Genomic DNA, 22,316 nt, shown 5'->3' with positions numbered 1-22,316 from the left:
AATCCGGAGGAGGTGACCATGGCAACCGTGACTTTGAAGGGGACTGCGGTGAACACAAGCGGCGAACTGCCCGCGACGGGGAGCCGTGCGCCCGACTTCGTGCTGACCGACACCGCGCTGCGCGACCGTACCCTGGCGGAGTACGCCGGACGCAGGAAACTGCTTTATATCTTTCCCAGCATCGACACCTCGGTGTGCGCGGCCTCGACGCGGCGCTTCAACGAACTGGCCACCGGCAACAACGCCGTGTTGCTGATGATCTCGGCGGATCTCCCTTTCGCGCACAAGCGCTTCTGCGAGGCGGAGGATCTCAAGAACATCACCACGCTCTCCCTGATGCGCTCGCGCAAATTTGCCGATGATTACGGCGTGCTGATCACGGATGGACCGCTGGCGGGCGTAACAGCGCGCGCGGTGGTGGTGCTGGATGAAAACGATCGCGTGCTCTACACCGAGCTGGTGCCCGAGATCGCACAGCATCCCGATTACGACAAGGCGGTCGCAGCCCTGCGCTGACCGCGGAAACCACGCCACCAACCACGAAGACGACCATGAGCCTGATATTCGAACACTCCGCGCCCGCGCGCCGCGCCGCCCTGCAGGCGCCGGCGGCGGACAACACGGCACTTGCCGACATCCCGGCCGCCTTTCTGCGCCGCGAGGCGCCGCTGCTGCCCGAGGTCTCCGAGCTGCAGGTGGTGCGCCACTACACCCGGCTGTCGCAGAAGAATTTCTCCATCGACACGCATTTCTACCCGCTCGGTTCCTGCACCATGAAGTACAATCCGCGCGCCTGCAACACGCTGGCGAGCCTGCCGGGACTGCTGCGGAGGCATCCGCTCGCGCCGGAGCAATTCAGCCAGGGTTTCCTCGCCTGCATGTTCGAGCTGCAGGAGATGCTGAAGGAGGTGACCGGCATGCGGGCGGTCTCGCTGACGCCGATGGCCGGCTCGCAGGGCGAGTTCGCCGGCGTCGCCATGATCCGCGCCTATCACACCGCGCGCGGCGACCACGCGCGCGACGAGATCCTGGTGCCGGACGCGGCGCATGGCACCAATCCCGCCACCGCGGTGATGTGCGGTTACAAGGCGCGCGAGATTCCGACCAACGCCGAGGGCGACGTCGACCTCGACGCGCTGCGCGCGGCGGTGGGCCCGCGCACGGCAGGCCTGATGCTGACCAATCCATCGACGCTGGGAGTGTTCGAGCGCCGCATCAAGGAGATCGCGGGTATCGTGCACGCGGCGGGCGGCCTGCTCTACTACGACGGCGCCAATCTGAACGCCATCCTCGGCAAGGTGCGGCCGGGCGACATGGGCTTCGACGTCATCCACCTCAATCTGCACAAGACCTTCTCGACGCCGCACGGCGGCGGCGGGCCGGGCGCGGGACCGGTCGGCGTGGGCGAGAAGCTGCGGCCGTTCCTGCCGGTGCCGATGGTGGGCCAGGCGAACGGCGCCTACCACTGGATCACCGAAAAAGAGTGTCCGCAGACCATCGGGCGGCTGTCGGCCTTCGCCGGCAACGCCGGTATCCTGATGCGCGCCTACATCTATGCGCGCCTGCTCGGGCGCGAAGGCATGCAGCGGGTGGCGGAGTACGCCACGCTCAATGCCAACTACATGGCCGCGCGCCTGAAGGAGCGCGGCTTCGAGCTGGCCTTTCCGCAGCGGCGTGCGACGCACGAGTTCATTGTCACGATGCGGCGCGAGGCAAAGACCCTGCACGTCAATGCGATGGATTTCGCCAAGCGCCTGCTCGATTACGGCTTCCATGCGCCGACCACCTATTTCCCGCTGCTCGTGCCCGAGTGCCTGCTGATCGAGCCGACGGAGACCGAGGACAAGGCGACACTGGACGCCTTCATCGACGCCCTGGCGGACATCCGCGCCGAGGCGGAGGCGGCGCCGGACACGGTGACGGGCGCGCCGCATACGATGCCGGTGCGCCGCCTGGACGACGTGCGCGCCGCGCGCGAGCTCGACCTCGCGTGGAAGCCGGCGGCGGGAGCACGCTGAACTCATGGGCAAACGCGGTTACACCGGTCTGACGCGCCTGGTCCACGCGACCGGTTTTTCAATCAAGGGCTTCGCGGCGGCCTGGCAGTTCGAGTCCGCCTTCCGCCAGGAGGTCGCGCTGTTCATCGTCGCCGCGCCTCTGGGCTGGTGGCTGGGCGAGACCGGCGTCGAACGCGCGCTGCTGATCGGCAGCATCCTCTTCGTGCTCGTGGTGGAGCTGCTCAACTCCGCGGTGGAGGCGGCGATAGACCGCATCAGCGACGAGGAGCATGCGCTGTCCGGCCGCGCGAAGGACATCGGGTCGGCGGCGGTGTTCCTGGCGCTGGCGCTGGCGGCTGTGGTGTGGGCGCTGGTTTTGCTAGACTAGTCCCTGCCGCGGCACCCCGCGCCTCCCCGGCGCCGATTTGAACGCAAGCCGATTCACCCACTGCACTGCAAGGACAACGATAATGACGGCCCTGATCTGCGGTTCCTTCGCCTACGACTCCATCATGATCTTTCCGGACCGCTTCAAGCGGCACATCCTGCCGGACAAGATCCACATGCTGAACGTGTCGTTCATGGTGCCGCAGATGCGCCGCGAATTCGGCGGCTGCGCCGGCAACATCGCCTACAACCTGCAGCTGCTCGGCGGCGACGGCCTGCCGATGGGCGCCGTCGGCAAGGACTTCGAGCCCTACGCGCGCTGGATGGACCGCAACGGCGTCAGTCGCGCGCTGATCACGGAATTCCACGATACCTACACCGCGCAGGCCTATATCACCACAGACCTCGACGACAACCAGATCACCGCCTTCCACCCCGGCGCGATGGAGCTGTCGCACGAGAATCGCGTGCCGCTCGACCGCGGCATCACCCTCGGCATCATCTCGCCGGACGGGCGTGACGGCATGCTGCAGCACGCCGCGCAGTTCTTCGAGGCCGGCATCCCGTTCATCTTCGATCCCGGCCAGGGGCTCCCGATGTTCAACGGCGACGAGCTGCGCGAGTTCCTGCGCATGGCCACCTACCTGACGGTCAACGACTACGAGGCGCAGATCGTACAGGAGCGCACCGGCCTGTCGCCGCACGAGATGGCGGCGCAGGTGAAGGCGGTGTTCATCACGCGCGGCGCCCAGGGTTCGCGCATCTACACCGAAAACAGGGAGATCGATATCCCGCCGGTGAAGCCGGCCGGGGTGATGGATCCGACCGGCTGCGGCGACGCCTACCGCGCCGGCCTGCTGCACGGCCTGATGCTGGGCAAGGACCTGCCCACCGCGGCGCGCATCGCCTCGCTGATGGGCACCATCAAGATCGAGCACCCGGGCACACAGAACCATCGCTTCACGCCGGAGGAGTTCGCGGCGCGTTATCGCGCCGCCTTCGGTTCCGCTATCTGACGCGCTCGGTCCGCTCGACGAACAGGATCGACTCGAAATCGCGCCCGAGCGCGCGGCTGCGGAAATTTCCCATCAGGGTGCCGCGGCCGTAACGGATGAGTTCGCCCACGCGGTAATCGTTGCGTTCCGTCGCCAGCCAGAGTTCCTCCGCGCCGTCCGCCACGCGGAGGTAGCTGTACACCTCTGTATTGATGATCTCCCGCACCTCCCCCTCGTTGGGCAGGTCCGCCGCGCGCGCGCCATCCTCCGGCGCAGATGCGCGCCGGGCGGCAGCGGTCGCCGCCTCCTCCTTCGTTGCCCAGTAGCCGATGTCGCCCGCATCGTTGAACTCCGCCAGTTCGACCGTACGGTAGTAGCCGCCGCGGTTGGTGCCGCCGACGATGTAGACCCGGCCGCCGTGTTCCAGCGCGCCGAAATTGGCGCGCGGTGAGGAGAGCGCCGTGGTCGGCCGCCAGGGTCCGAGCGAGGCGTCGGGCAGGATTCGGCTCAGTTCGATCGAGTCGGCATAGCGCGCGCCGTCGAGACCGCCGAGGGCGTAGAGATGGTCGCCGTGGCTGAGCACCGCGAGGCCGTAACGTCCTGCGCCCATGGCGGCGGTGCTGCTCCAGGCCGCTGCCGCGGGGCCGCTGACCCGCGCGTATTCCACCGCGGAGAGGCCGCGTCCCTCACTTTGATCGTGGCCGCCGAGCACGTAGAGTGTGTCGCCGTGCGCCTTCGCCGCGTTGACGTAGCGCGGTATCGTCATGCGCTCCGGTTGCAACGTGAACGGGCCAAGTCCGCCGGCGCCGAATTCCGCGCGCTCGACCGTGTCCAGCAGCACGCCCCCGAAGCCGCCGAGCGCATAGAGCGCGTCCCCGCTGACTGCGAGCTTCACGCAGCGGCGCGGGAGGTTCAGCGCGACGGGCAGGCGTTGCCAGGGTCCGAGGCGCCCGTTTGGACGCAGCGGCGCGCGTTCCACCGAGGCGAGCAGGTGCTCGCCGTTCGGGCCGTTGCCGCCGCCCGCCGCGTAGAGATAGCCGTCATGCGCGACGGCGTCGAAAAAGCCGCGTTCCTCGTTGAGCGGTGCGGTCAGGTGCCACTCGCCCAGCGTGCCGTCGGCGCGGATGGGCGCGTATTCGACGGTCTTGAGGAAGTTGCGCCCGTCGACGCCGCCGAGCGCGTAGACATGGCCGTTGGCCTCGAGCACTGCCGCCCCCGCCCGCGCGGTGGTGAGCGGCGCGGTGGCGCGCCAGCCGGGCACCCAGACCCGGTCCGCGGCCGCGGCAGGCACGGCGATCAGCAGGAGCAGCAGGAGCGTCGGCAGGCGCATGGTCGGCAAACGAAAGCGGCAGAGCCCGCAGCATAGCAGAGGCGCCGCGTCGCTGTCGTCCGGCACCCGGGCCGGCATCTCGCCGGGCCTCGCGGCGGCCGATACTATGGAGGGGTTCTCAGGCGGGCGGTATCCGGCTGGGATAGAATGGGGCGCGAGGACGGGTTTAATCGCAACGAGGTGTCGCCGTGGGCAGGTTCTTCAGATACGCATGGTTCACAGTGCTGGTCCTGTTGTTCGTGCTGGCCGTGCTGTTTTCGTCCTGGTACTACACCTACCACCGCCTGACCTTCGAATCCCTCATCGCCGAGCTCACCTTCGAACCGCTCGGCGCGCAGGTGTACCAGGCGCACCTTGCGACCGGGGACCGCTGCACGGTGCGCAGCTTCGAGCTGTACGGCGACCAGTGGCGCATCGACAGCCAGTTCGTGAAGTGGAAGTCGCTCGGCACACTGCTCGGGCTCGATCCGCTCTACCGGCTCGAGCGCATCGAGGGGCGTTACCGGCTGGTCGAGGAACAGAACCGGAGCACCAAGCTGTCCTACGCGCTCGAGGATGAGGGTGCGGTCGACCTGGTGCGGGTCACCGAGGCGCTGGGGCCGTTCAACTTCCTGTTCGACGCGAGCTACGGCAGTTCGACCTACAGCACGATGGATCCGGAGTACGTCTACATGGTGTACCAGACCAGTACCGGCATCATCACGCGGGTGGAGAAGCGCGAACCTCCGGGTCAGCAGGGCGCATCGATCCTGTCGATCGAGATCAACAAGGCCTGCGGCAAGCAGCCGAGTTTCTGGCGCGCGCTGGCGCTGTGGGTAAATGAAAAGCTTTCCGCGCCGGCGTCCTGAGCCTCATACGCCGATACGCAGCCGGGCCGTAGACAGCAGGATCTCCCGCATCAGCAGCAACAACGCCGCGATCAGGCACAGCATCGCCCCGATGAACAGCAGTGCGATCGGCGTCGCCATGCTGTGCGTGATGAAGGAACCGAGGAACAGCACGGCGACCACCAGGCATACCAGCAGCGCGCTAGCCGTGCACAGGGCGATCGCGCTGTTGACCAGGCGCGCGCGCCGTGCCAGCAGTCCGAGCTCGTCGCGCAGCTCGGCGCCCCGGGCCTCGGTGCTCGAGGGGATCTGGTCCCGCAGGTTGCGGCTGCGGTCGATGATGCGTCCGATGCGGTTGGTGAGTACTCCGAGCAGGCCGCCGATCCCGGCGAGCAGAAACACCGGCGCGACGGCGAGCTGGATCGAGTGGGCGATGCCGCTGATCGGGGCGTCCATGACCGGCCGCGCCGCGCGTCAGCGACGCAGCTGGATTACGGCGTAGACGCCGACGCTGAGCTGGCTGGTGCCCGCCTCGCTCGCGACGGCGGTGTCCTCCGCCTTCAGCATGCGCGCCATGGTTTGCATCGGCATGGGCGGCGCGCCGGCGTTGTCCTGCAGCTGCACCCGCACAATGTCGTAGCCGGACGCGCCGAGTCGTTCGGTAATCGCCTGCGCGCGCTGTCTGAAGTTGTCCAGCGCCTCGCCGGTCAGCTCCTGTTCGACGCGCGCCCGCAACCGCTCCGACACGCCGAAGCTCATCGAGCGCACCTGCAGGCGTTCCTGCAGCCGGCCGACAAGCCCGTTGAGCACGGTGTCCTGCTCGCTTTCCAGGATCAACTCCTGCACGGCGCGCCAGCGCGCGATGCGCCGCTGATCGTAGATCGGGAAGGTGTGGTAGGCGCCGCTGCGGCTGCGTACCCCGGTCTCCGCGCGCGCCTGCTGCAGCGCCCAGTCCATCGTGCGGTTGATCTCGTCCGCCAGGCGCGCGGGATCCGCATTCTCCTTCTCCACCGCCAGCACCACGCGCATCAGGTCATTGTCGACCTCGCGCACCGCCTGCGTCTGGAATTCGACGCGGTCGAGCGCCGTCCCGGTCTCGTCGGCGTGCGCCGCGCCTAGACAGGCCAGCAGGGAGAACAGGGATGTGAGCAGCAGTCTGGTCATGGTTGGTTCTCGCGTTCGGTATCAATAGGGAGGAAGGCGGGGGCGGTCGGCGCTTTCGCATTCCTGGCCGGCAAGCGGCGCACGGGCCGCGTGGCGGTAACATACACCAGTTTGCCGCCGCGCGGAACGTGCCCGGCGGTGTTCGGGTACGGCTTTATTTTATGACCCTCCGCTGTCGTATGATCGCCGGTCGAGCGTTAAAAAAACAGATCAGCCCCCGCATGTCCCTAACGCGGTTCCTGGAGACGGGCGAGCAGTTCCGCCGGATTGCCCGCCGGAGCCGAGCAGCTCGCGCCGCGGCACACGTAGGCGATCGCGCGCCGTTCCTCGGCGCGGCGGGTGCCGAGTACGCCCGGCAGCACGCCGGCATCGTGCGGGATGGCAAAGGCGAGCAGGTCCGGGTCGCCGGCGGAGCGCGCGACGCGCAGCCACTCCGCTCCTTCCTCAGCGCCGGCGCGGATCAGCACCAGCAGCGGCGGCTCCAGGTATTCCTCCAGCGCGTCCAGCATGGCGTTGTGCGCATAGGGCAGCTCCGCCAGCTGCGGCCAGGCCGCGCGCAAGGTCCGTTCCGCCGCGTCCAGGTAGCGCGCCTCGCCGAGCAGATGGCCGAGCCGGCCCAGCGCGCGCGCGGCCACGGCGTTGCCGGCGGGCAGGGCGTCGTCGCCGAAGGGCTTGGGGCGGTGGATCAGCGTTTCGTGATCGTGCGCGGTGAAGAAGAAGCCGCCGACATCGCGGTCCTCGAAATGCGCGAGCAGCGCCTCCGCAAGCTGCACGGAGAAGTCGAGATCGGCGCTGCGCCAGCGTGCCTGCAGCAGTTCGAGCAGGGCGTCGAGCAGGAAGGCGTAGTCATCCAGATAGGCGCGCAGGTGCGCCCGGCCATCCCTGCAGGTCGCCAGCAGGCGGCCGTCGTTCCACAGGTGTTCGCGGATGAACGCGAGGGCGCGCTCGGCGGAGTCGAGCAGGCCGGGTTCCTCCAGCTGGCGCGCGGCGACCGCCATGCCCCGCACCATGAGGGCGTTCCACGCCGTCAGGACCTTGTCGTCGCATCCGGGCGGCACGCGCTTCTGCCGCGCGGCGAGCAGCTTGGTCCGCGCCGCGTCGAGCCGCTTCCGGATGAGCTCCTCGGCCTCGCCGTGAGCGCGCGCGATTTCGGTCACCGTCGATGCGATGCGCAGGTGCCAGTGCCCCTCGAAATTCGCGTCGCGGTCGAGACCGAAACGGGTCGCGAAGACCCGGTACTCGGCGTCGTCGAGCAGGGAGCGCGCCTCGTCACGCGACCACACGTAGTACTTTCCTTCCTCGCCTTCACTGTCCGCGTCGAGCGCTGAATAATATCCGCCCGCGGGCGCCTGCATCTCGCGCACGACCCAGTCGGCGGTCTCGAGCGCGGCGCGCCGGAACAGGGGCGTGCCGATGGCGCGCCAGGCCTGTGCATAGAGCGGGAGCAGCTGTGCGTTGTCATACAGCATCTTCTCGAAATGCGGGATCATCCACTGCCCGTCCACCGCATAGCGGCAGAAGCCGCCGCCGAGGTGATCATAGATGCCGCCACGCGCCATCTTTTCCAGTGTGAACACGGCCATGTGCAGGGCCTGGTCATCGGGCTGGCCGCGCCGTTTCGAGGCGGCCCAATGGCGCAGCATCCGCTCGATGTTGCTCGGATGGGGGAACTTGGGTGCCTGGCCGAAGCCGCCCTGCACGGGATCGAAGCTGTGCCCGAGCTGGTTGCGCGCCATGTCGAGCACCGAGGCCTCGAGCGTCGCCGCGTGATCCGCCGGCGCGCGCGTGCCGAGCGAGGTAAACACCGTCATCAGCTCCGCGTTCTGCGCCTCGAGGTCCTTGCGGTGCTCGCGGTAGAACGCGGCGATGCGTTCGAGGACCTCGCCGAAGGCGGGCATGCCGTAGCGCGGCACACGCGGAAAATAGGTCCCGCCGAAGAACGGTATCAGGCTGCCGGGCGTCAGGAACATGGTGAGCGGCCAGCCGCCGGAACGGTGCGCCAGCATCTGGTGTGCGAGCTGATAGATTTTGTCGAGGTCGGGCCGCTCCTCGCGGTCGACCTTCACATTGATGAAGAGCCGGTTCATCTGCTCGGCGGTGGCGGGATCCTCGAACGATTCGTGCGCCATCACGTGGCACCAGTGGCAGGCCGAGTAGCCGATGGACAGCAGGATCGGCTTGTCCTCGTGCGCGGCGCGTGCAAGCGCTTCATCACCCCAGGGGTACCACTGCACCGGATTGTGCGCGTGCTGCAGCAGGTAGGGACTGGTTTCTCCCCCGAGGCGGTTGGTTCCGTCGGCGGTCTCGTGCATGCCGCCAAGCTAGCACGATCGCCGGACAAAGTCCCGCGCGCCGCGTTTACGGCTGGCCCGTCAGGCTCATGACGATACCGTCCAGCATGTATTGCACCGCGAGCGCGGCCAGGATCAGCCCGAGCAGGCGGCTGACCACGTTGGCGCCCGTTTCGCCCAGCAGGCGCATGAGGTAGGGCGCGGCGAGCAGCGACAGCAGGGCCAGCAGCAGCACCGACAACAGCACCGCCAGCATGCCGAAGAACTCGGCCCTGCTGCCCCACGACGAGGCCATGAGCAGTACCGTGGTGAGCGACCCCGGGCCTGCGATGAGCGGAAAGGCGAGGGGAAAGACCGTAATGTCGCTGCGGGTAACCGCCTCCTCCTGTTCGCGCGCGGTGGTGGAGCGCAGGCCCGAATGGCGGGCGAAGACCATGTCGATCGCGAGCAGGAACAGCAGGGCCCCGCCGGCGATGCGGAAGGCGGGCAGGCCGATCCCGAGCGTGCGCAGCAGGGCGTCGCCGATGAAGAAGAAGACCAGCAGCATGCCGGTCGCGAACAGGATGCTCTGCACGGCGGTGCGGCGCTGCTGGGCGCGGGTCTGGTTGCGGGCGAGCGCGACGAACAGCGGCGCGAGACCTATGGGGTCGATGACGACCAGCAGGACGACGAAGGTGCCGAGCAGCAGATCCACGCGCCGCACTCTAGCACAACGCGTCGCGCCACGGCAGGTGGCCAGGCGCGCCGCGCCGGGGATAGAATGGCCGTCATGGGAAAGCGTTATCAGGAAATCACCCCGGAACTGGAAGAATTCATCGGGCGGCAGCACATGTTCTTCGTCGCCACCGCGGCGCGCGACGGCCGCGTGAACCTCTCTCCCAAGGGAATGGACAGCCTGCGCCTGCTGGGACCGCGGCGGCTGGCGTGGCTGAACCTGACCGGCAGCGGCAACGAGACCGCCGCGCATCTGCTCGACAGTGACCGCATGACGATGATGTGGTGCGCCTTCGACGGCGATCCGCTGATCCTGCGCGTGTACGGCCGCGCGCTCTGCATCCACCCGCGCGACGGGCGCTGGACCGAGGCGAGCGCCCGGTTCCCGCAGCTTCCCGGCGCGCGCCAGGTCGTCGAGATGGAGATCGAGCTCGTACAGACTTCCTGCGGAATGGGCGTGCCGCTGTACGATTTCGCCGGCGAGCGGACAGCGCTGCAGCGCTGGGCAGAACGCAAGGGTCCCGAGGGGCTGCGTGCGTACTGGGACGAGCGCAACCGCGTCAGTCTCGACGGCAAGCCGACCGGGATTTTCGAGGAGTGAGGCCGCCGGCGATGTCGTCGTGCCGCATTTTCGCTTACACTGCGGGCTGTTCGAAGCGCCGGCACCCGCCGGCCCGCCGTTGATTCAGGGATCGGGACTGGCCAGATGCAGGGCAAGGAAATCATCCGTTCGCGCCTATCGCTCGTAGATGCCGGTCGCACAGACGCCGCGACTGAGCCCGCCGCGCCGCGGGATGCCTCCGCCACCGCCCTGTCGCCGTTTTCCCCCGCCGTGCCCGACCGCTATTTCGAGACCGCCGCGCTGCGCGACTGCCACGCCCGCGTCGCGCGTGCCGCGCTCGACAGCGACACCGTCGCGGTCGTCGAGGGCGAGCGCGGCTGCGGCAAGACCACTTTCGTACGCATGCTGCAGCAGCGCGTGGGCCCGAGCCGCGAACTGTGTTACGTGGATGTGCGCATTCCGCAGGGGGAGCGCTTCGTGTACGACTGCCTGCGGCGCGCCTTCTGCGCGGACCCCGCCGCGGACATGCAGGCCCTGCTCGCGCAGCTGATCGAGCGCGGACGCCGGGACAGGGCTTGCCTGATCGTCGTCGACAATGCCGACAAGCTCTCGGTTTTCGGGCTCCGGCTGCTGTTCAGGCTGAAACGCGCGGTGACGGAGGCGGGCAGCCGGCTCGGCGTCGTGATCACCATGAGCCCGCTGCGGCTGGACGCCATACTCACGCTGCCGTCGTTCGAGCCGTACCGGACGGGCGGTCTGACGCGGGTGGAGCTCCCGCATTTCTCCGCGCAGGAGACGGCGGATTACCTGCGCGCCCGCATCGAGAGCGCCGGCATGGCGGAAGCGATCAGCTTCGACGAGACCCAGGTGCAGCGCATCCACCACGCCTCGGGAGGTCTGCCGCAGCACATCAAACGGGTCGCCGCTGAACTGCTTGAGGGTAACAAGCCGCGGCGTTACCGCAGCGCGATCCGGCAGCAGCGCATCGCACGCCTCCGCCATTCGCTCATCCCGGTCGCGGCCGTCGTCGTGCCGGTGATCGGCATCGGCCTGCTGCTCAACGCGATCTTCGACGACCCGACGGACGACGCGGTGGTGGCGCAGCTCATGTCCACCGCCGGCATCGAGTCCGCAGGCACCGCGGTTCCGTTGCCGGGCGCACCACCCGCCGCCCCTGCCGCGACCGGCGCCGTGGATCGAACGGCGGAGATGCGCGCGGTGGCGCCTGAAAAGGTCCGCCGTCAAGCCGGCGCCACCGGAGCGCAAGGCGCCGCCGCCTGCCCAGCAGCCCGTCGCCGCGCCGGAGCCGGTCGCTGCGGCGCCGGAACCGGTGCGGGAGACGCCCCGCCCCGCCCCGGAGGTTAAACCGGCAGAGGCGCCGCGCGCCGATGCGGTGCCGGAGCCGGTCCCGGCGCCCATTGCGGCAGCTCCGCCGGTCGCGGTCGAACCCGCGCCCCAGGACAGCAACGCATGGCTGCGGGCACAAGACCCGGCGTTCTACACGATTCAGCTGGCCGGTGCGGACGAGCGTGAGGACGTGGACGAGTTCATCGGCAGGCACGCGCTGCCCGGCAAGGCGGTGGTGGTGGAGGTGTTGCGCAACGGCAAGGTGTGGTACATGGTGCTGTACAACAGCTACCCGACCTGGGGCGATGCGCGGCGGGAACTTGAGTCGCTCCCGCCGCAGGTAACCCGCAACAATCCCTTCGCGCGCAGCTTCGCGTCGGTGCAGGCGATCGCGATCGCCCCCTGAGGCTCTGCCCGTCCGCCGGGCGGCGGACAGGCCCCGCGGGTCAGCCGCGCTTTCTTTCCATCATCTCGTGAATGATCGGCTGCAGGATGATCTCCATCGCGAGCCCCATCTTGCCGCCCGGCGTCACGATGGTGTTGGGGCGCGACATCCAGGAATCCTTGATCATCGACAGGTAGTACGGGAAGTCGTGCTTCTCGGGATAGCGGAAGCGGATCACCACCAGGCTCTCGTCCGGCGTCGGGATGTCGCGCGCGATGAACGGGTTGGAGGTATCGACCACCGACACGCGCTGGAAGTTGATGTCCGTGCGCGAGAACTGCGGGGTGATGGTGTTGACGTAGTCCGGCATGCGCCGCAGGATGGTATCGGTCACCGCCTCCGCCGAGTAGCCGCGCGACGAGGTGTCGCGATGGATCTTCTGGATCCACTCGAGGTTGACGATCGGCACCACGCCGATCAGCAGGTCGACCCAGCGCGCGACGTCCACCTTGTCGTTCACCACGCCGCCGTGCAGTCCCTCATAGAACAGCAGATCGGAACTGGCCGCGATCTCCTCCCACGGCGTGAAGGTGCCCGGCGACTGCTTGTAGGGGGCGGCCTCGACCTCGTCGTGCAGGTATTTCCGCACGCGGCCCTTGCCCGTCTCGCTGTAGGTGCGGAAGAGCTCCTCGATCTTGTCGAACAGATTGGCGTCGGGTCCGAAGTGGCTCAGCGTCTCGCCCCGCTCATTCGCCTCCGCGACAGCCTTCTTCATGTCCTGCCGGTCATAGCGATGGAAGGCGTCTCCCTCGACGATCACCGCCTTGACCCCCTGGCGACGGAACAGGTGCTCGAAGGCGTTCTTCACCGTGGTGGTGCCCGCGCCGGACGAGCCGGTGACGGCGATGACGGGATGTTTCACTGACATGGCACAGCTCCTCGAAATTGAAAAATATTTTTAAAATTAAGTCGTTGCCACCGGGCAGTCCGACTGCTGGCGGCGCCGTGCGTCGCGGCGGCACGGCCCGGCGGCGGATGACACGCCTCCCCTGACAGGCGATCAACCGATGGAACGACCGGGACGGATTCCCAAATATGACGGATAGGTTGCTTATTGGATCAAACCGGGGGGGCGTTGACAAGCATCCGGCAGGAATTTTTGCCGGTTTTAACGGGAAAAGCGCGCGCATTCACCCGCTTATCGGCCCACGGTCGCGCCATCGGGCTTGTCTTGCCGCGGACGGGATGCGATTATCTGCGCCATATGCGCTGCACACCCGAAACCCCGAGCGGAACCGCCCTGAAAATCGCCCTGGCCACCGCGGCCGCGTGGCTGGCACTGGTGGCCCTTGCGGGCTGCGCCGCGAGCCGCCTCGAGTCCGGCCACCCGCTCGTCAGCGCGGGACCGGATGCGGAAACCGCCCATGTCTATTTCATCCGGCCGCGCACCGAGCGCTATCTGGGCGTGGCCGACAACGCCTTGACGATCGAGGCGGATCGCAGCCCCCTGCTCGACCTGGCCAAGGGCGAATACGCCCTGGTGACGATGAAGCCGGGCTCGGTCTGGCTCACGGTGCGTTCCGACACCTCCTGGGGTCCGGCACACGATATAAAGGAGATGAGCACCACCCGGGAGTTCACCTTCATCGCCGGCCAGACCTATTTTGTCACCTTGACCGCCGTGGACGGCGAATTCCGCGGCGTCACCTACCACCCTGAAGCCATCGACCTGGATCGTGCCCGCCAGCTCAGCGCCAAGCTGCGCCCGGCCGGCGCATCCGCCCGCGCCACCCCATCAGCGTCCTCTGAACTCGCACTCCGGCGTCCGTTGCCGGTGTTTCCATTTGCCGACACCGGCGCATAAAGTGTGCGCCTCCTCACAATAATTCCGGCACGATTTCACTATCCTTTCTTACAGGGCAGCACGTTAGTCAACCGCCCGCATGCCGAGACCCGCCCGCAAGAAATGTGATGGAGGTTTGAAATGAATGCCCTAGTCCAGATACATCCCGTGCTGCGTTTTGCCCTGCCCCTGCTGTTCTCCCTTGCCCTGCTGCGACCCGCGCACGCCGCGGAACCGGTCACCATGATCTGGCTCAACGCGGCCACCTCCGATGCCTACGAGGTGACCTCGCCGGACGACCGCCTCCTGTCAGAGGTGAAGCAGGAGGTGATGACGGAGATGGGTCTCTCGCCCATGAAGAGCCCGCTCTATGCGGTGGAAAAAGTGGTGGTGACCACGATGCCCGTTCGCGGCCAGTTCGATCCTGTCACCGGATTGCCCCTGATGATCACCACTACGGAGTATGTGCTGATGTCGGAGTCGTCCACACTCGGGGAGATGGAGATCTACTCCGGTGATACGCTGCGCCTGCTCCAGATCGCCGAGGACACCGTGGATGAGGAACCGGCCGACGACACCGCCGGGAATACGGACGGCGGCACGCCCGTGAAGTCCTGCAACAACCGCGGTTTCGATAAGAAGCACCATCACAACCGTCACAGCAAGCATAACAAGCATTCCAAGAAGCGCCGATTCGGTTGAGCACCTGACCCGCCCGCGCTCGCGGACGGGTCTGGATTATTGAGGGGGTATCCTCCCGCGCCCGGCAGAGCCATTGGCTGCCGGGCGTTTTATTTTCCGTCGCGGGACGCCCCGGTCCTTTTGCGCGGCGTGGTGCTAGAATGGGCGACATCTGTTTGCGGCGCGGTGTCCCGTCTCCCGGATTGCCCCGCAGCGGCAGCCATTCCAGTCACATCGGATCCGCCACTATGGGCGCACAGCACAATATCCCTGTCGTCATCGCCGTTTCGGGCAGCGATCCCACCGGCGGCGCCGGCATCCAGGCCGACATCGAGGCACTGGTCAGCATGGGCTGCCACACCGCGCCCGTCGTCACCGCGCTTACCGTGCAGGATACGCAGCGCTTCATGAGTTTCGAGCCGGTGAATCCGATGCTGCTGATCCAGCAGATCCGCGCGATCCTGGAGGACATGGAAGTGGCGGCCATCAAGCTCGGGATGCTCGGCAGCACGGGCGCGGTCGAGGCCGTACACACCATACTGAAGGACTATCCGCGCCTGCCCGTGGTGCTGGATCCCGTGCTCAACGCGGGCAGCGGCGCCGAACTCGCCGCGGAGGACGTCCGCGCCGCGATGGTCGAACTGCTGCTTCCGCTCACCACCGTGCTGACACCGAACAGCCTCGAGGCGCGCCAGCTCGCGCCGGATGCCGACACCCTCGAGGCCTGCGCCCACAGCCTTATGGGCCGCGGGGTGGAATTCGTGCTGATCACCGGCACCCATGAGCATACCCCTGGCGTCGTCAATACCCTGTATGGCAACGGCCGCTTCATCGACAGTTATTCCTGGGAGCGCCTCCCCGGCACGTATCACGGCTCCGGCTGCACGCTCGCCGCGGCGATCGCCGGCCTGCTCGCGCACGGTGCCGAACCCGTGCACGCCATGCGCGAGGCGCAGGAGTACACCTGGGAGACCCTGAAACAGGGCTATCGCATCGGCATGGGGCAGTACATCCCCAACCGCCTGTTCTGGGCCGCGTCCGAGCGGGGGCCGGGCCGGTGAGCGCATCCGCGCTGTGCGGCCTCTATCTGATCGCCGATACCGGCTGGCTGGAGGCGGGCTGCCTCGTCGCCGCCGTCGCCGCCGCGCTCGACGGCGGCGGGGCGCTGGTGCAATACCGCAACAAGGCGCCACTCACACCGGCGCGGCGCGAGGAACTGGCCCGGCTGGCTGCCCTCTGCCGCGCGCGCCGTGTTCCGCTCATCGTCAACGATGACGTCGCGCTGGCACGCGAGATCGGCGCCGCCGGTGTGCACCTCGGCCGCGATGACGCCGCGGTGGCCATGGCGAAAGGCGCGCTCGGCCCGCGCATGATCGTCGGCGCCTCCTGCTATAATCGCCTCGATCTCGCGCACGCGGCCGCGCGCGCGGGCGCGGATTACGTGGCCTTCGGCAGTTTCTTCCCGTCGCCGACCAAGCCCGATGCCGTGCGGGCGGACCTCGATCTGCTGCGCCGGGCGCGCGCCGAACTGGACATCCCGCTCGCCGCGATCGGCGGCATCACCGCGGACAACGGCAAATCCCTGGTCGCGGCCGGGGCCGACCTGCTGGCGGTTGCGAGCGGCGTATTCGCCGCCGCGGATCCCGCCGCCGCCGCGCGCCCATATGCGCGCCTGTTTGCATCCACCGATTCGGGGACAGATTTATTTTTTGAAACCGTACTGCATTCACAGGGCTGACTTGGCCAAAAAATAAATCTGTCCCCGATTTCGCGCAGGCGCAGGGCGCGGTTCAGACACATATATAAGGAATACGACCATGACACAATCACACGAGATGTTCGTTAAGGCCCAGCGGGTTATCCCGGGCGGGGTCAATTCGCCGGTGCGCGCCTTCCGCGGCGTCGGCGGCGAGCCGGTCTTCATCAAGCGCGCCGAAGGCGCCTATATCGTCGATGTCGACGACCGCCGTTACGTGGACTACGTCGGTTCATGGGGCCCGATGATCCTCGGCCACGCGCATCCGAAGGTGCTCGCCGCGGTCAAGGCCGCGGTCGACAACGGGCTCGGCTTCGGCGCTCCGACCGAGATCGAGACGCGCATGGCGGACATGATCTGCCGCCTGATGGGCTCCATCGAGATGGTGCGCATGGTGAGCTCGGGCACCGAGGCGACCATGAGCGCGATCCGGCTCGCGCGCGCCTACACCGGGCGCGACAAGATCCTGAAGTTCGAGGGCTGCTACCACGGCCATTCCGATTCGCTGCTGGTGAAGGCCGGCTCCGGCGCGCTGACCCTCGGCGTGCCGACCTCGCCCGGCGTGCCGGTGGCGCTCGCCGAGCACACCATCACGGTGCCGTACAACGACCTGGAAAAGACCGAAGAGGTATTCGCCCAGGTGGGACACCAGATCGCCTGCATCATCGTCGAGCCTGTCGCCGGCAACATGAACTGCATCCTGCCGAAGGCCGGCTTTCTCAGCGGGCTGCGCAGCCTGTGCGACAAGTACGAAGCGGTGCTGATCTTCGACGAGGTGATGACCGGCTTCCGCGTCGCGCTCGGCGGCGCGCAGCAGCGCTTCGGTGTCCGGCCCGACCTCACGACGCTGGGCAAGATCATCGGCGGCGGCCTGCCGGTCGGCGCCTTCGGCGGACGCCGTGCGATCATGGAAAAGCTCGCGCCGCTCGGCCCGGTGTACCAGGCCGGCACGCTGTCCGGCAACCCGGTCGCGCTCGCCGCCGGACTCGCCACGCTGATGGAACTGACCCAGCCCAGCTTCTACGAGAATCTTGGCGCGACCACCAAGCGCATCGCCGAGGGCCTGCTCACGCGCGCCAAGGCTTTCAACATCCCGCTCACCGTCAACTACGTCGGCGGCATGTTTGGCGTCTTCTTCACCGAGGAGGAGAAGGTGGAGAATTTCTACCAGGTCACCAACTCCAACATCGACCGCTTCCGGCTGTTCTTCCACGGCATGCTGGAGCAGGGCATCTATCTGGCGCCGTCGGCCTACGAGGCCTGCTTCGTGTCGGCCGCGCACGGCCAGGCGGAGATCAAGCAGACCCTGATCGCCGCCGAGCAGGTGCTGTCGAAGCTCTGATCGGGCCGCAAGCATGGCCATGCGTTACACCCGGCTCGGACGCACCGATCTCGAGGTAAGCCGCATCTGCCTCGGCACCATGACCTTCGGCGAGCAGAACAGCGAGCGCGAGGCGCACATGCAGCTCGACACCGCGCTCGCGGCCGGCGTCAACTTCATCGACACCGCGGAGATGTATCCGGTGCCGCCGAAGGCGGAGACCTGCGGCCGCACCGAGCAGTACATCGGCAGCTGGCTCAGGGCGCGTGGCCAGCGCGATCGCGTGATCCTCGCCACCAAGGCGATGAGCCGCTCCGACGACCTCGACCATGTGCGCGGCGGCAACACGCGGCTGACGCGCGCGAACATCGAGGCCGCGCTCGATGCGAGCCTGAAACGCCTGCACACCGATTACATCGATCTCTACCAGTTGCACTGGCCCGACCGCCGCACCAACACCTTCGGCCGGCTCGGCTATGTCCACGACGCCGCCGACGCACCGGTCCCCATCGAGGAATCGCTCGCCGCGCTCGCCGACCTGGTCCGGGCCGGCAAGGTGCGCCACATCGGCGTGTCGAACGAGACGCCGTGGGGCGTCGCGCAGTTCCTGCGCCTCGCCGATGAGCGCGGCTGGCCGCGCATCGCCAGCATCCAGAATCCGTACAGCCTGCTCAACCGCAGCTTCGAGATCGGCCTCGCCGAGTTCGCGCATCGCGAGGCCGTGGGTCTGCTCGCCTACTCGCCGCTCGGCTTCGGCGTGCTGACGGGTAAATATCTCGACGGTGTGCGGCCGGCCGGCGCGCGCCTGACGCTGTTCAACCGCTTCCGGCGTTACACCGGCGAGGCCGCGCAGCACGCGGTGCGCGCGTATGTCGACGTGGCGCGCCGCCACGGCCTCGACCCGGCGCAGATGGCGCTCGCCTATGTCAACATGCGCCCGTTCCTCACCAGCACCATCATCGGCGCCACCACGCTGGAACAGCTGCGTGACGACATCGCGAGCATTGATCTCGATCTGTCCGCCGAGGTGCTGGCGGAGATCGAGGCGATCCACGCCGCGCGCTCGAATCCCTGTCCCTGATGCGACGCATGCCTGCGGCGTGCGGGGCACGCACCGATTCCCACCCGATCTCCGCGCGTGCGCCCGTGCTCGCCGCCGCGCTGATGCTGGCCGCCGCGGCCGCCCACGGCGCATCGACCGCTGAGACTGACGGACCGGTCAAGGTGTTCGGCGGCCAGGCGCACACGATCACACTCGATGTCCCCGCCGGCACGGAAGATTATCTGCTTGCGCCGGGCGCGCCTACCTGCGTGCATCGCTGGAGCTCGGCACGGTGGCCACGGATGTGGTGCTGGCGGACGGCCTCGCGTTCATCGCCGCCGGCCGCGAAGGGCTGCTGGTGGTCGACACCGCGGACACGCCGCGCCTCATCGCCCGCCTGCCGCTCGCAGGAGCGGTGTCGCGCATCCGCCTTTCAGGTGACAAGGCCTGCCTGACCGGAGCGGACGGGCTCGTTCTCGTCGATGTCTCCGCACCCGCCGCACCACGCCTGCACACCCGTGTCCGCATGTCGGATGCGCCGCTGGATATCGCCGTCGGGAACGGTAAGGCCTGGCTGCTGTTCGAGCGCGAACTGCTGCAGTTCGATCTCACCGCTACGCCGCCCGTCGTGCGCGCGCGTATCACGCTCGCCTCTCCCGCGCGCGGCCTGGCCGCGACGGCGACGCAGCTCTTCGTCGCAGCCGGCGATGCGGGTGTGCAGGTGTTCAATGCGGCCGAACCCGCCGCGCCGCCCGCAGTCGTGCGCACGACCGGACCCGCGCTCGACGTGGCGGTGGACGACGGCCGGCTCTACGTCGCCGACGGCGACGCGGGCCTGGCTGTCTTCGCGCTTGCCGGACCGTCCGCGCCGCGCTGGATCGGCAGCTTCCGGCGCATCCCCGCGCTGCGTCATATCGCTGCGGCCGGCGCGCGCGCCCTAGCCGCCGACGGCGACGGCCGGCTCTATCTGCTCGATGTCGCACGCGCCGAATTCCCCAACCTGCTCGCGCGCCTGCCGGTACAGGCGCAGGCCTACGCCTTCGATGCCGGGACGGCCGCCGTGCTCGCCGGGACGCAGCTTGTCACCTACGACCTCCGTCCCGAGCCGCCGCGCCTCGGCAACGAAGGCCTCGACTTCGGCCAGGGCGTCAACCTCGGCGGCCAGCGCCGTATATATATAGAAGGCGGCATCGCCTATGTCGCGGACTGGTTCTCCGGACTGCACCTGTACGACCTCCGTGACGCGCGCCGGCCGGTGCTGCTGTCGAGCTTCCACACCGACGGCTCATCGAAGGGCGTCGTCGTGCGCGACGGCGTCGCCTACGTCGCCGATGACGACCATGGCCTGCAGATCCTCGACGTGCGCGACCCGCGTCGCCCGGCGCGCATCGCCGAACTGCCAACGCCCGGACTCGCCTACACGCCGGTGCTGGACGGCAACTTGCTCTATCTCGCCGCGCATCGCGGCGGATTCGTCGTCGTCGACATCAGCGATCCGCGCGCGCCGCGCACGCTCGCCGAGGTCGGCACGCCCGGCAAGGCGTGGTCGCTGCGCGTGCGCGACGGCATCCTCTACGTGGCCGACGACGACAGCGGCATGCTCGTGTTCGACATCAGCGACCCGCGCGCACCGCGCGAGCTCGGCCGCTTCAATCCCGGCGGCGCGGCGGAAGAGGTGCTGCTCGACGGTGACCGCGCCTATGTCGCCTTCTTCGACCGCGGCGTCTACGTGCTCGATATCACCAATCCTGCCGCGCCGGTCGAGCTCGGCCATGTCGCCACGCCCGGCAACGCGCGCGGACTCGACCGCCGCGGCAACCTCCTCTACGTCGCCGACTGGCTCGCCGGCGTGCAGGTGATCGACGTCGCCGATCCGGCCCGCCCGCGCCTCGTCGGTGGATACGACACCGACGGCGCCGCCTGGGGCGTGCAGCTCGCAGGGGATTATGTCTATGTGATGGACTGGTGGGGCGGCATCAGTGTGCTCGACGCCGCGAAGCCGCCGTTGCTGCGCCGCGTCGGCGGTTACCCGCGCAAGGATGCGGTCCGCGCCGTCGCGCTGCACGACCGCTTCGCCTTCGTCGCGCAGGGCACGGCCGGCGTGCAGGTGTTCGACATCGAGAATCCGCTCAATCCGACCTGGATGACCGGCGTCGAGCTCGCCGGCGCGGAACAGGTGGTCACGCTCGGCGACCGCGCCTATGCCCTGCACGACGGCGGGCGGCTGGCCGAGCTCGATATCGCCGATCCGTTCCAGGCCCGGCTGATCGACGACCTGAAGCTGGCGCACCCGGCGCGCGGGATCGAGCTCGCCGTTGATCGCCTGCTGCTGACGGAGGACCGCGCCGTCACGCTCTATGATCCGGCCACGCGCGCGGCGACACGCTACCGGCTCCATGACCGCATCAGCGCCGCCGCCTACGCCGACGGGCGCTTCTATCTCGCCGTGCCGGGAAGCGGACTCGTCGCGGCCGTCCCCGATCACGGCCGCGCGCGGCCGGTGACCGTGCACCCGGTCGCGGGCGACATCACGCAACTGCGCGTCGCCGGCGACCGCGCCTACATCGCCGTGGCCGGCGAGGGCGTGCGCGTCCTGGCGCTGGGCGACACCGGCATCAGCGAGCTGACGCGCATCACGCTGGCCGGAGAGGTCACGGACCTCAAGCCCGACGGCACCACCCTGTACGCGGTCACCGACCGCGCGCGCATCCATGCATACGACGTTGCCGACCCCGCGCGCTGGCGCCTGCTGAACCGCTACGACACCCTGGGCGCGATCAGCGGGTTGACCGCGCGCGGCGGTTTTCTCTATCTCGCCGGCAGCGAGACACTGGCGGCGCTGCAGACGCCGCCGCCGCTCGCGCTGACCATCGCCGATGACGGCCGGGGCCGCGTCGAACTGCCGTCCGACGTGCCCGCCGGCAGCTACGATCTCATCGCCGTCGACCGCGACCGGTACCCGCCGGACCGCATCGCGCGGCGCAACGCGGTGACCGTCGAAGCGCTGCGCTTCGGCAGGCCGAAGATCACGCCGGAGCAGTTCAGGATGCTGCTAAAGCAGTACAAGCAATCCGCGGGACAGCCCTAGGCGCGCGATGAGCGACCTGCTGAACGGCCTGCCCGCGGTGATCGCGCCCGGCGCGCGCCTGCTGATTCTCGGATCCATGCCCGGCGCCGAATCGCTGCGCCGGGGCGAGTACTACGCCCATCCGCGCAACCTGTTCTGGAATCTGCTCGAGGATCTCTATGACATCCCGCGCGCGCTGCCGTACACGGAGCGCCTGGCCCGGCTCGGGAAGGCGCGCATCGCGCTGTGGGATGTCGTCGCGCAATGCCGGCGGACCGGCAGCCTGGACAGCGCGATCGATCCGGCCTCCGTCGTGCCGAACGATTTCACCGAACTGTTCCGCACGCATCCGGCGATCGGCACCGTCTGCTTCAACGGCCAGAAGGCCGCCGCGCTCTATCGCAGGCTCGTGCTGCCGCGGCTCGGACCGACGCACGCCCGCATCGACTACCACACCCTGCCATCCACCAGCCCCGCGCACGCCGCACTGCCGGCCGCGGAAAAGCTTCGCCGCTGGCGCGCCGTGCTGATACCGGTGACGCTGTTACCGGGGACAGATTTGAAATCCGTCCCCGAAACCAAACGCAAGCCCAAGCGCTCAAAAGGG

21 protein-coding genes and 1 pseudogene are annotated in these 22,316 nt (G+C 68.2%); 16 read left to right on the top strand and 6 right to left on the bottom strand.

What is annotated here, in order from left to right; all coding sequences use genetic code 11:
* Positions 1–18: 18 nt before the first annotated feature.
* The 4 genes from tpx to IPK65_13135 all read left to right on the top strand — a co-directional run bounded on the left by tpx (position 19) and on the right by IPK65_13135 (position 3,400).
* A complete protein-coding gene (tpx, locus tag IPK65_13150; GenBank protein MBK8164031.1) occupies positions 19–516 on the top strand; it encodes a thiol peroxidase in 498 nt (165 codons plus the stop codon).
* 35 nt (positions 517–551) lie between these two features.
* Positions 552–2,018: an aminomethyl-transferring glycine dehydrogenase subunit GcvPB gene (gene gcvPB, locus IPK65_13145; GenBank protein ID MBK8164030.1), complete on the top strand. Its 1,467-nt coding sequence runs from the start codon at positions 552–554 to the stop codon at positions 2,016–2,018.
* A 4-nt stretch (positions 2,019–2,022) separates the two neighbouring features.
* Complete coding sequence (locus tag IPK65_13140) at positions 2,023–2,385, top strand: diacylglycerol kinase (protein ID MBK8164029.1); 363 nt, start codon at positions 2,023–2,025, stop codon at positions 2,383–2,385.
* Between the two features lie 82 nt (positions 2,386–2,467).
* On the top strand, positions 2,468–3,400 hold the full coding sequence (locus tag IPK65_13135; GenBank protein ID MBK8164028.1) for a carbohydrate kinase family protein: 933 nt from the start codon (positions 2,468–2,470) through the stop codon (positions 3,398–3,400).
* On the opposite strand, the gene IPK65_13130 is transcribed toward IPK65_13135, so the two are convergent.
* Positions 3,393–4,709: a hypothetical protein gene (locus IPK65_13130; protein MBK8164027.1), complete on the bottom strand. Its 1,317-nt coding sequence runs from the start codon at positions 4,707–4,709 to the stop codon at positions 3,393–3,395. The genes IPK65_13135 and IPK65_13130 overlap by 8 nt on opposite strands.
* A gap of 188 nt (positions 4,710–4,897) precedes the next feature.
* On the opposite strand from IPK65_13130, the gene IPK65_13125 reads away from it, so the two are divergent.
* Entirely contained in the window at positions 4,898–5,557 is a 660-nt protein-coding gene (locus IPK65_13125) for a hypothetical protein (GenBank protein MBK8164026.1), read from the top strand.
* A 3-nt stretch (positions 5,558–5,560) separates the two neighbouring features.
* Here IPK65_13125 and IPK65_13120 read toward each other — a convergent pair whose 3' ends face one another.
* The 4 genes from IPK65_13120 to IPK65_13105 all read right to left on the bottom strand — a co-directional run bounded on the left by IPK65_13120 (position 5,561) and on the right by IPK65_13105 (position 9,685).
* Positions 5,561–5,992 (bottom strand): DUF2721 domain-containing protein, encoded by a 432-nt coding sequence (locus IPK65_13120; protein MBK8164025.1) that lies wholly within the window; start codon positions 5,990–5,992, stop codon positions 5,561–5,563.
* Between the two features lie 18 nt (positions 5,993–6,010).
* Positions 6,011–6,700, bottom strand: coding sequence for an SIMPL domain-containing protein (locus IPK65_13115; protein ID MBK8164024.1), 690 nt, complete (start codon positions 6,698–6,700; stop codon positions 6,011–6,013).
* A gap of 227 nt (positions 6,701–6,927) precedes the next feature.
* Positions 6,928–9,012, bottom strand: coding sequence for a thioredoxin domain-containing protein (locus IPK65_13110; protein ID MBK8164023.1), 2,085 nt, complete (start codon positions 9,010–9,012; stop codon positions 6,928–6,930).
* Between the two features lie 46 nt (positions 9,013–9,058).
* The gene (locus IPK65_13105) at positions 9,059–9,685 is read right to left on the bottom strand and encodes an NAAT family transporter (protein ID MBK8164022.1); all 627 of its coding nucleotides are present in this window, start codon (positions 9,683–9,685) and stop codon (positions 9,059–9,061) included.
* A 75-nt stretch (positions 9,686–9,760) separates the two neighbouring features.
* On the opposite strand from IPK65_13105, the gene IPK65_13100 reads away from it, so the two are divergent.
* From IPK65_13100 to IPK65_13090, 3 genes are all read left to right on the top strand, one after another.
* On the top strand, positions 9,761–10,306 hold the full coding sequence (locus IPK65_13100) for a pyridoxamine 5'-phosphate oxidase family protein (GenBank protein MBK8164021.1): 546 nt from the start codon (positions 9,761–9,763) through the stop codon (positions 10,304–10,306).
* Positions 10,307–10,411: 105 nt separating this feature from the next.
* Entirely contained in the window at positions 10,412–11,632 is a 1,221-nt protein-coding gene (locus tag IPK65_13095; GenBank protein ID MBK8164020.1) for an AAA family ATPase, read from the top strand.
* Positions 11,633–11,660: 28 nt separating this feature from the next.
* The gene (locus IPK65_13090; protein ID MBK8164019.1) at positions 11,661–12,020 is read left to right on the top strand and encodes an SPOR domain-containing protein; all 360 of its coding nucleotides are present in this window, start codon (positions 11,661–11,663) and stop codon (positions 12,018–12,020) included.
* Positions 12,021–12,060: 40 nt separating this feature from the next.
* Here the strand turns inward: IPK65_13090 and IPK65_13085 are convergent, their stop codons facing one another.
* Positions 12,061–12,927 carry a phosphoribulokinase gene (locus tag IPK65_13085; protein MBK8164018.1) on the bottom strand — a complete coding sequence of 289 codons (867 nt, stop codon included), beginning with the start codon at positions 12,925–12,927 and terminating at the stop codon, positions 12,061–12,063.
* A gap of 336 nt (positions 12,928–13,263) precedes the next feature.
* On the opposite strand from IPK65_13085, the gene IPK65_13080 reads away from it, so the two are divergent.
* From IPK65_13080 to IPK65_13045, 8 genes and pseudogenes are all read left to right on the top strand, one after another.
* Positions 13,264–13,863: a hypothetical protein gene (locus tag IPK65_13080; GenBank protein MBK8164017.1), complete on the top strand. Its 600-nt coding sequence runs from the start codon at positions 13,264–13,266 to the stop codon at positions 13,861–13,863.
* 120 nt (positions 13,864–13,983) lie between these two features.
* Entirely contained in the window at positions 13,984–14,544 is a 561-nt protein-coding gene (locus IPK65_13075; protein ID MBK8164016.1) for a hypothetical protein, read from the top strand.
* A gap of 227 nt (positions 14,545–14,771) precedes the next feature.
* On the top strand, positions 14,772–15,584 hold the full coding sequence (locus IPK65_13070; protein MBK8164015.1) for a hydroxymethylpyrimidine/phosphomethylpyrimidine kinase: 813 nt from the start codon (positions 14,772–14,774) through the stop codon (positions 15,582–15,584).
* Between the two features lie 11 nt (positions 15,585–15,595).
* Positions 15,596–16,261 carry a thiamine phosphate synthase gene (locus IPK65_13065; GenBank protein ID MBK8164014.1) on the top strand — a complete coding sequence of 222 codons (666 nt, stop codon included), beginning with the start codon at positions 15,596–15,598 and terminating at the stop codon, positions 16,259–16,261.
* A gap of 79 nt (positions 16,262–16,340) precedes the next feature.
* A complete protein-coding gene (gene hemL / locus IPK65_13060) occupies positions 16,341–17,621 on the top strand; it encodes a glutamate-1-semialdehyde 2,1-aminomutase (GenBank protein ID MBK8164013.1) in 1,281 nt (426 codons plus the stop codon).
* 19 nt (positions 17,622–17,640) lie between these two features.
* Positions 17,641–18,681 (top strand): NADP(H)-dependent aldo-keto reductase, encoded by a 1,041-nt coding sequence (locus IPK65_13055; GenBank protein ID MBK8164012.1) that lies wholly within the window; start codon positions 17,641–17,643, stop codon positions 18,679–18,681.
* Positions 18,682–18,934: 253 nt separating this feature from the next.
* Positions 18,935–21,730: a PQQ-binding-like beta-propeller repeat protein gene (locus IPK65_13050; GenBank protein ID MBK8164011.1), complete on the top strand. Its 2,796-nt coding sequence runs from the start codon at positions 18,935–18,937 to the stop codon at positions 21,728–21,730.
* A 7-nt stretch (positions 21,731–21,737) separates the two neighbouring features.
* A pseudogene (locus IPK65_13045) lies at positions 21,738–22,235 on the top strand (DNA-deoxyinosine glycosylase).
* The last annotated feature ends 81 nt before the right edge of the window (positions 22,236–22,316 follow it).

The organism is Gammaproteobacteria bacterium, assembly GCA_016712635.1.
Taxonomy (GTDB): domain Bacteria; phylum Pseudomonadota; class Gammaproteobacteria; order SZUA-140; family SZUA-140; genus JADJWH01.
This window is presented reverse-complemented; position numbering and strand designations above follow the sequence as displayed.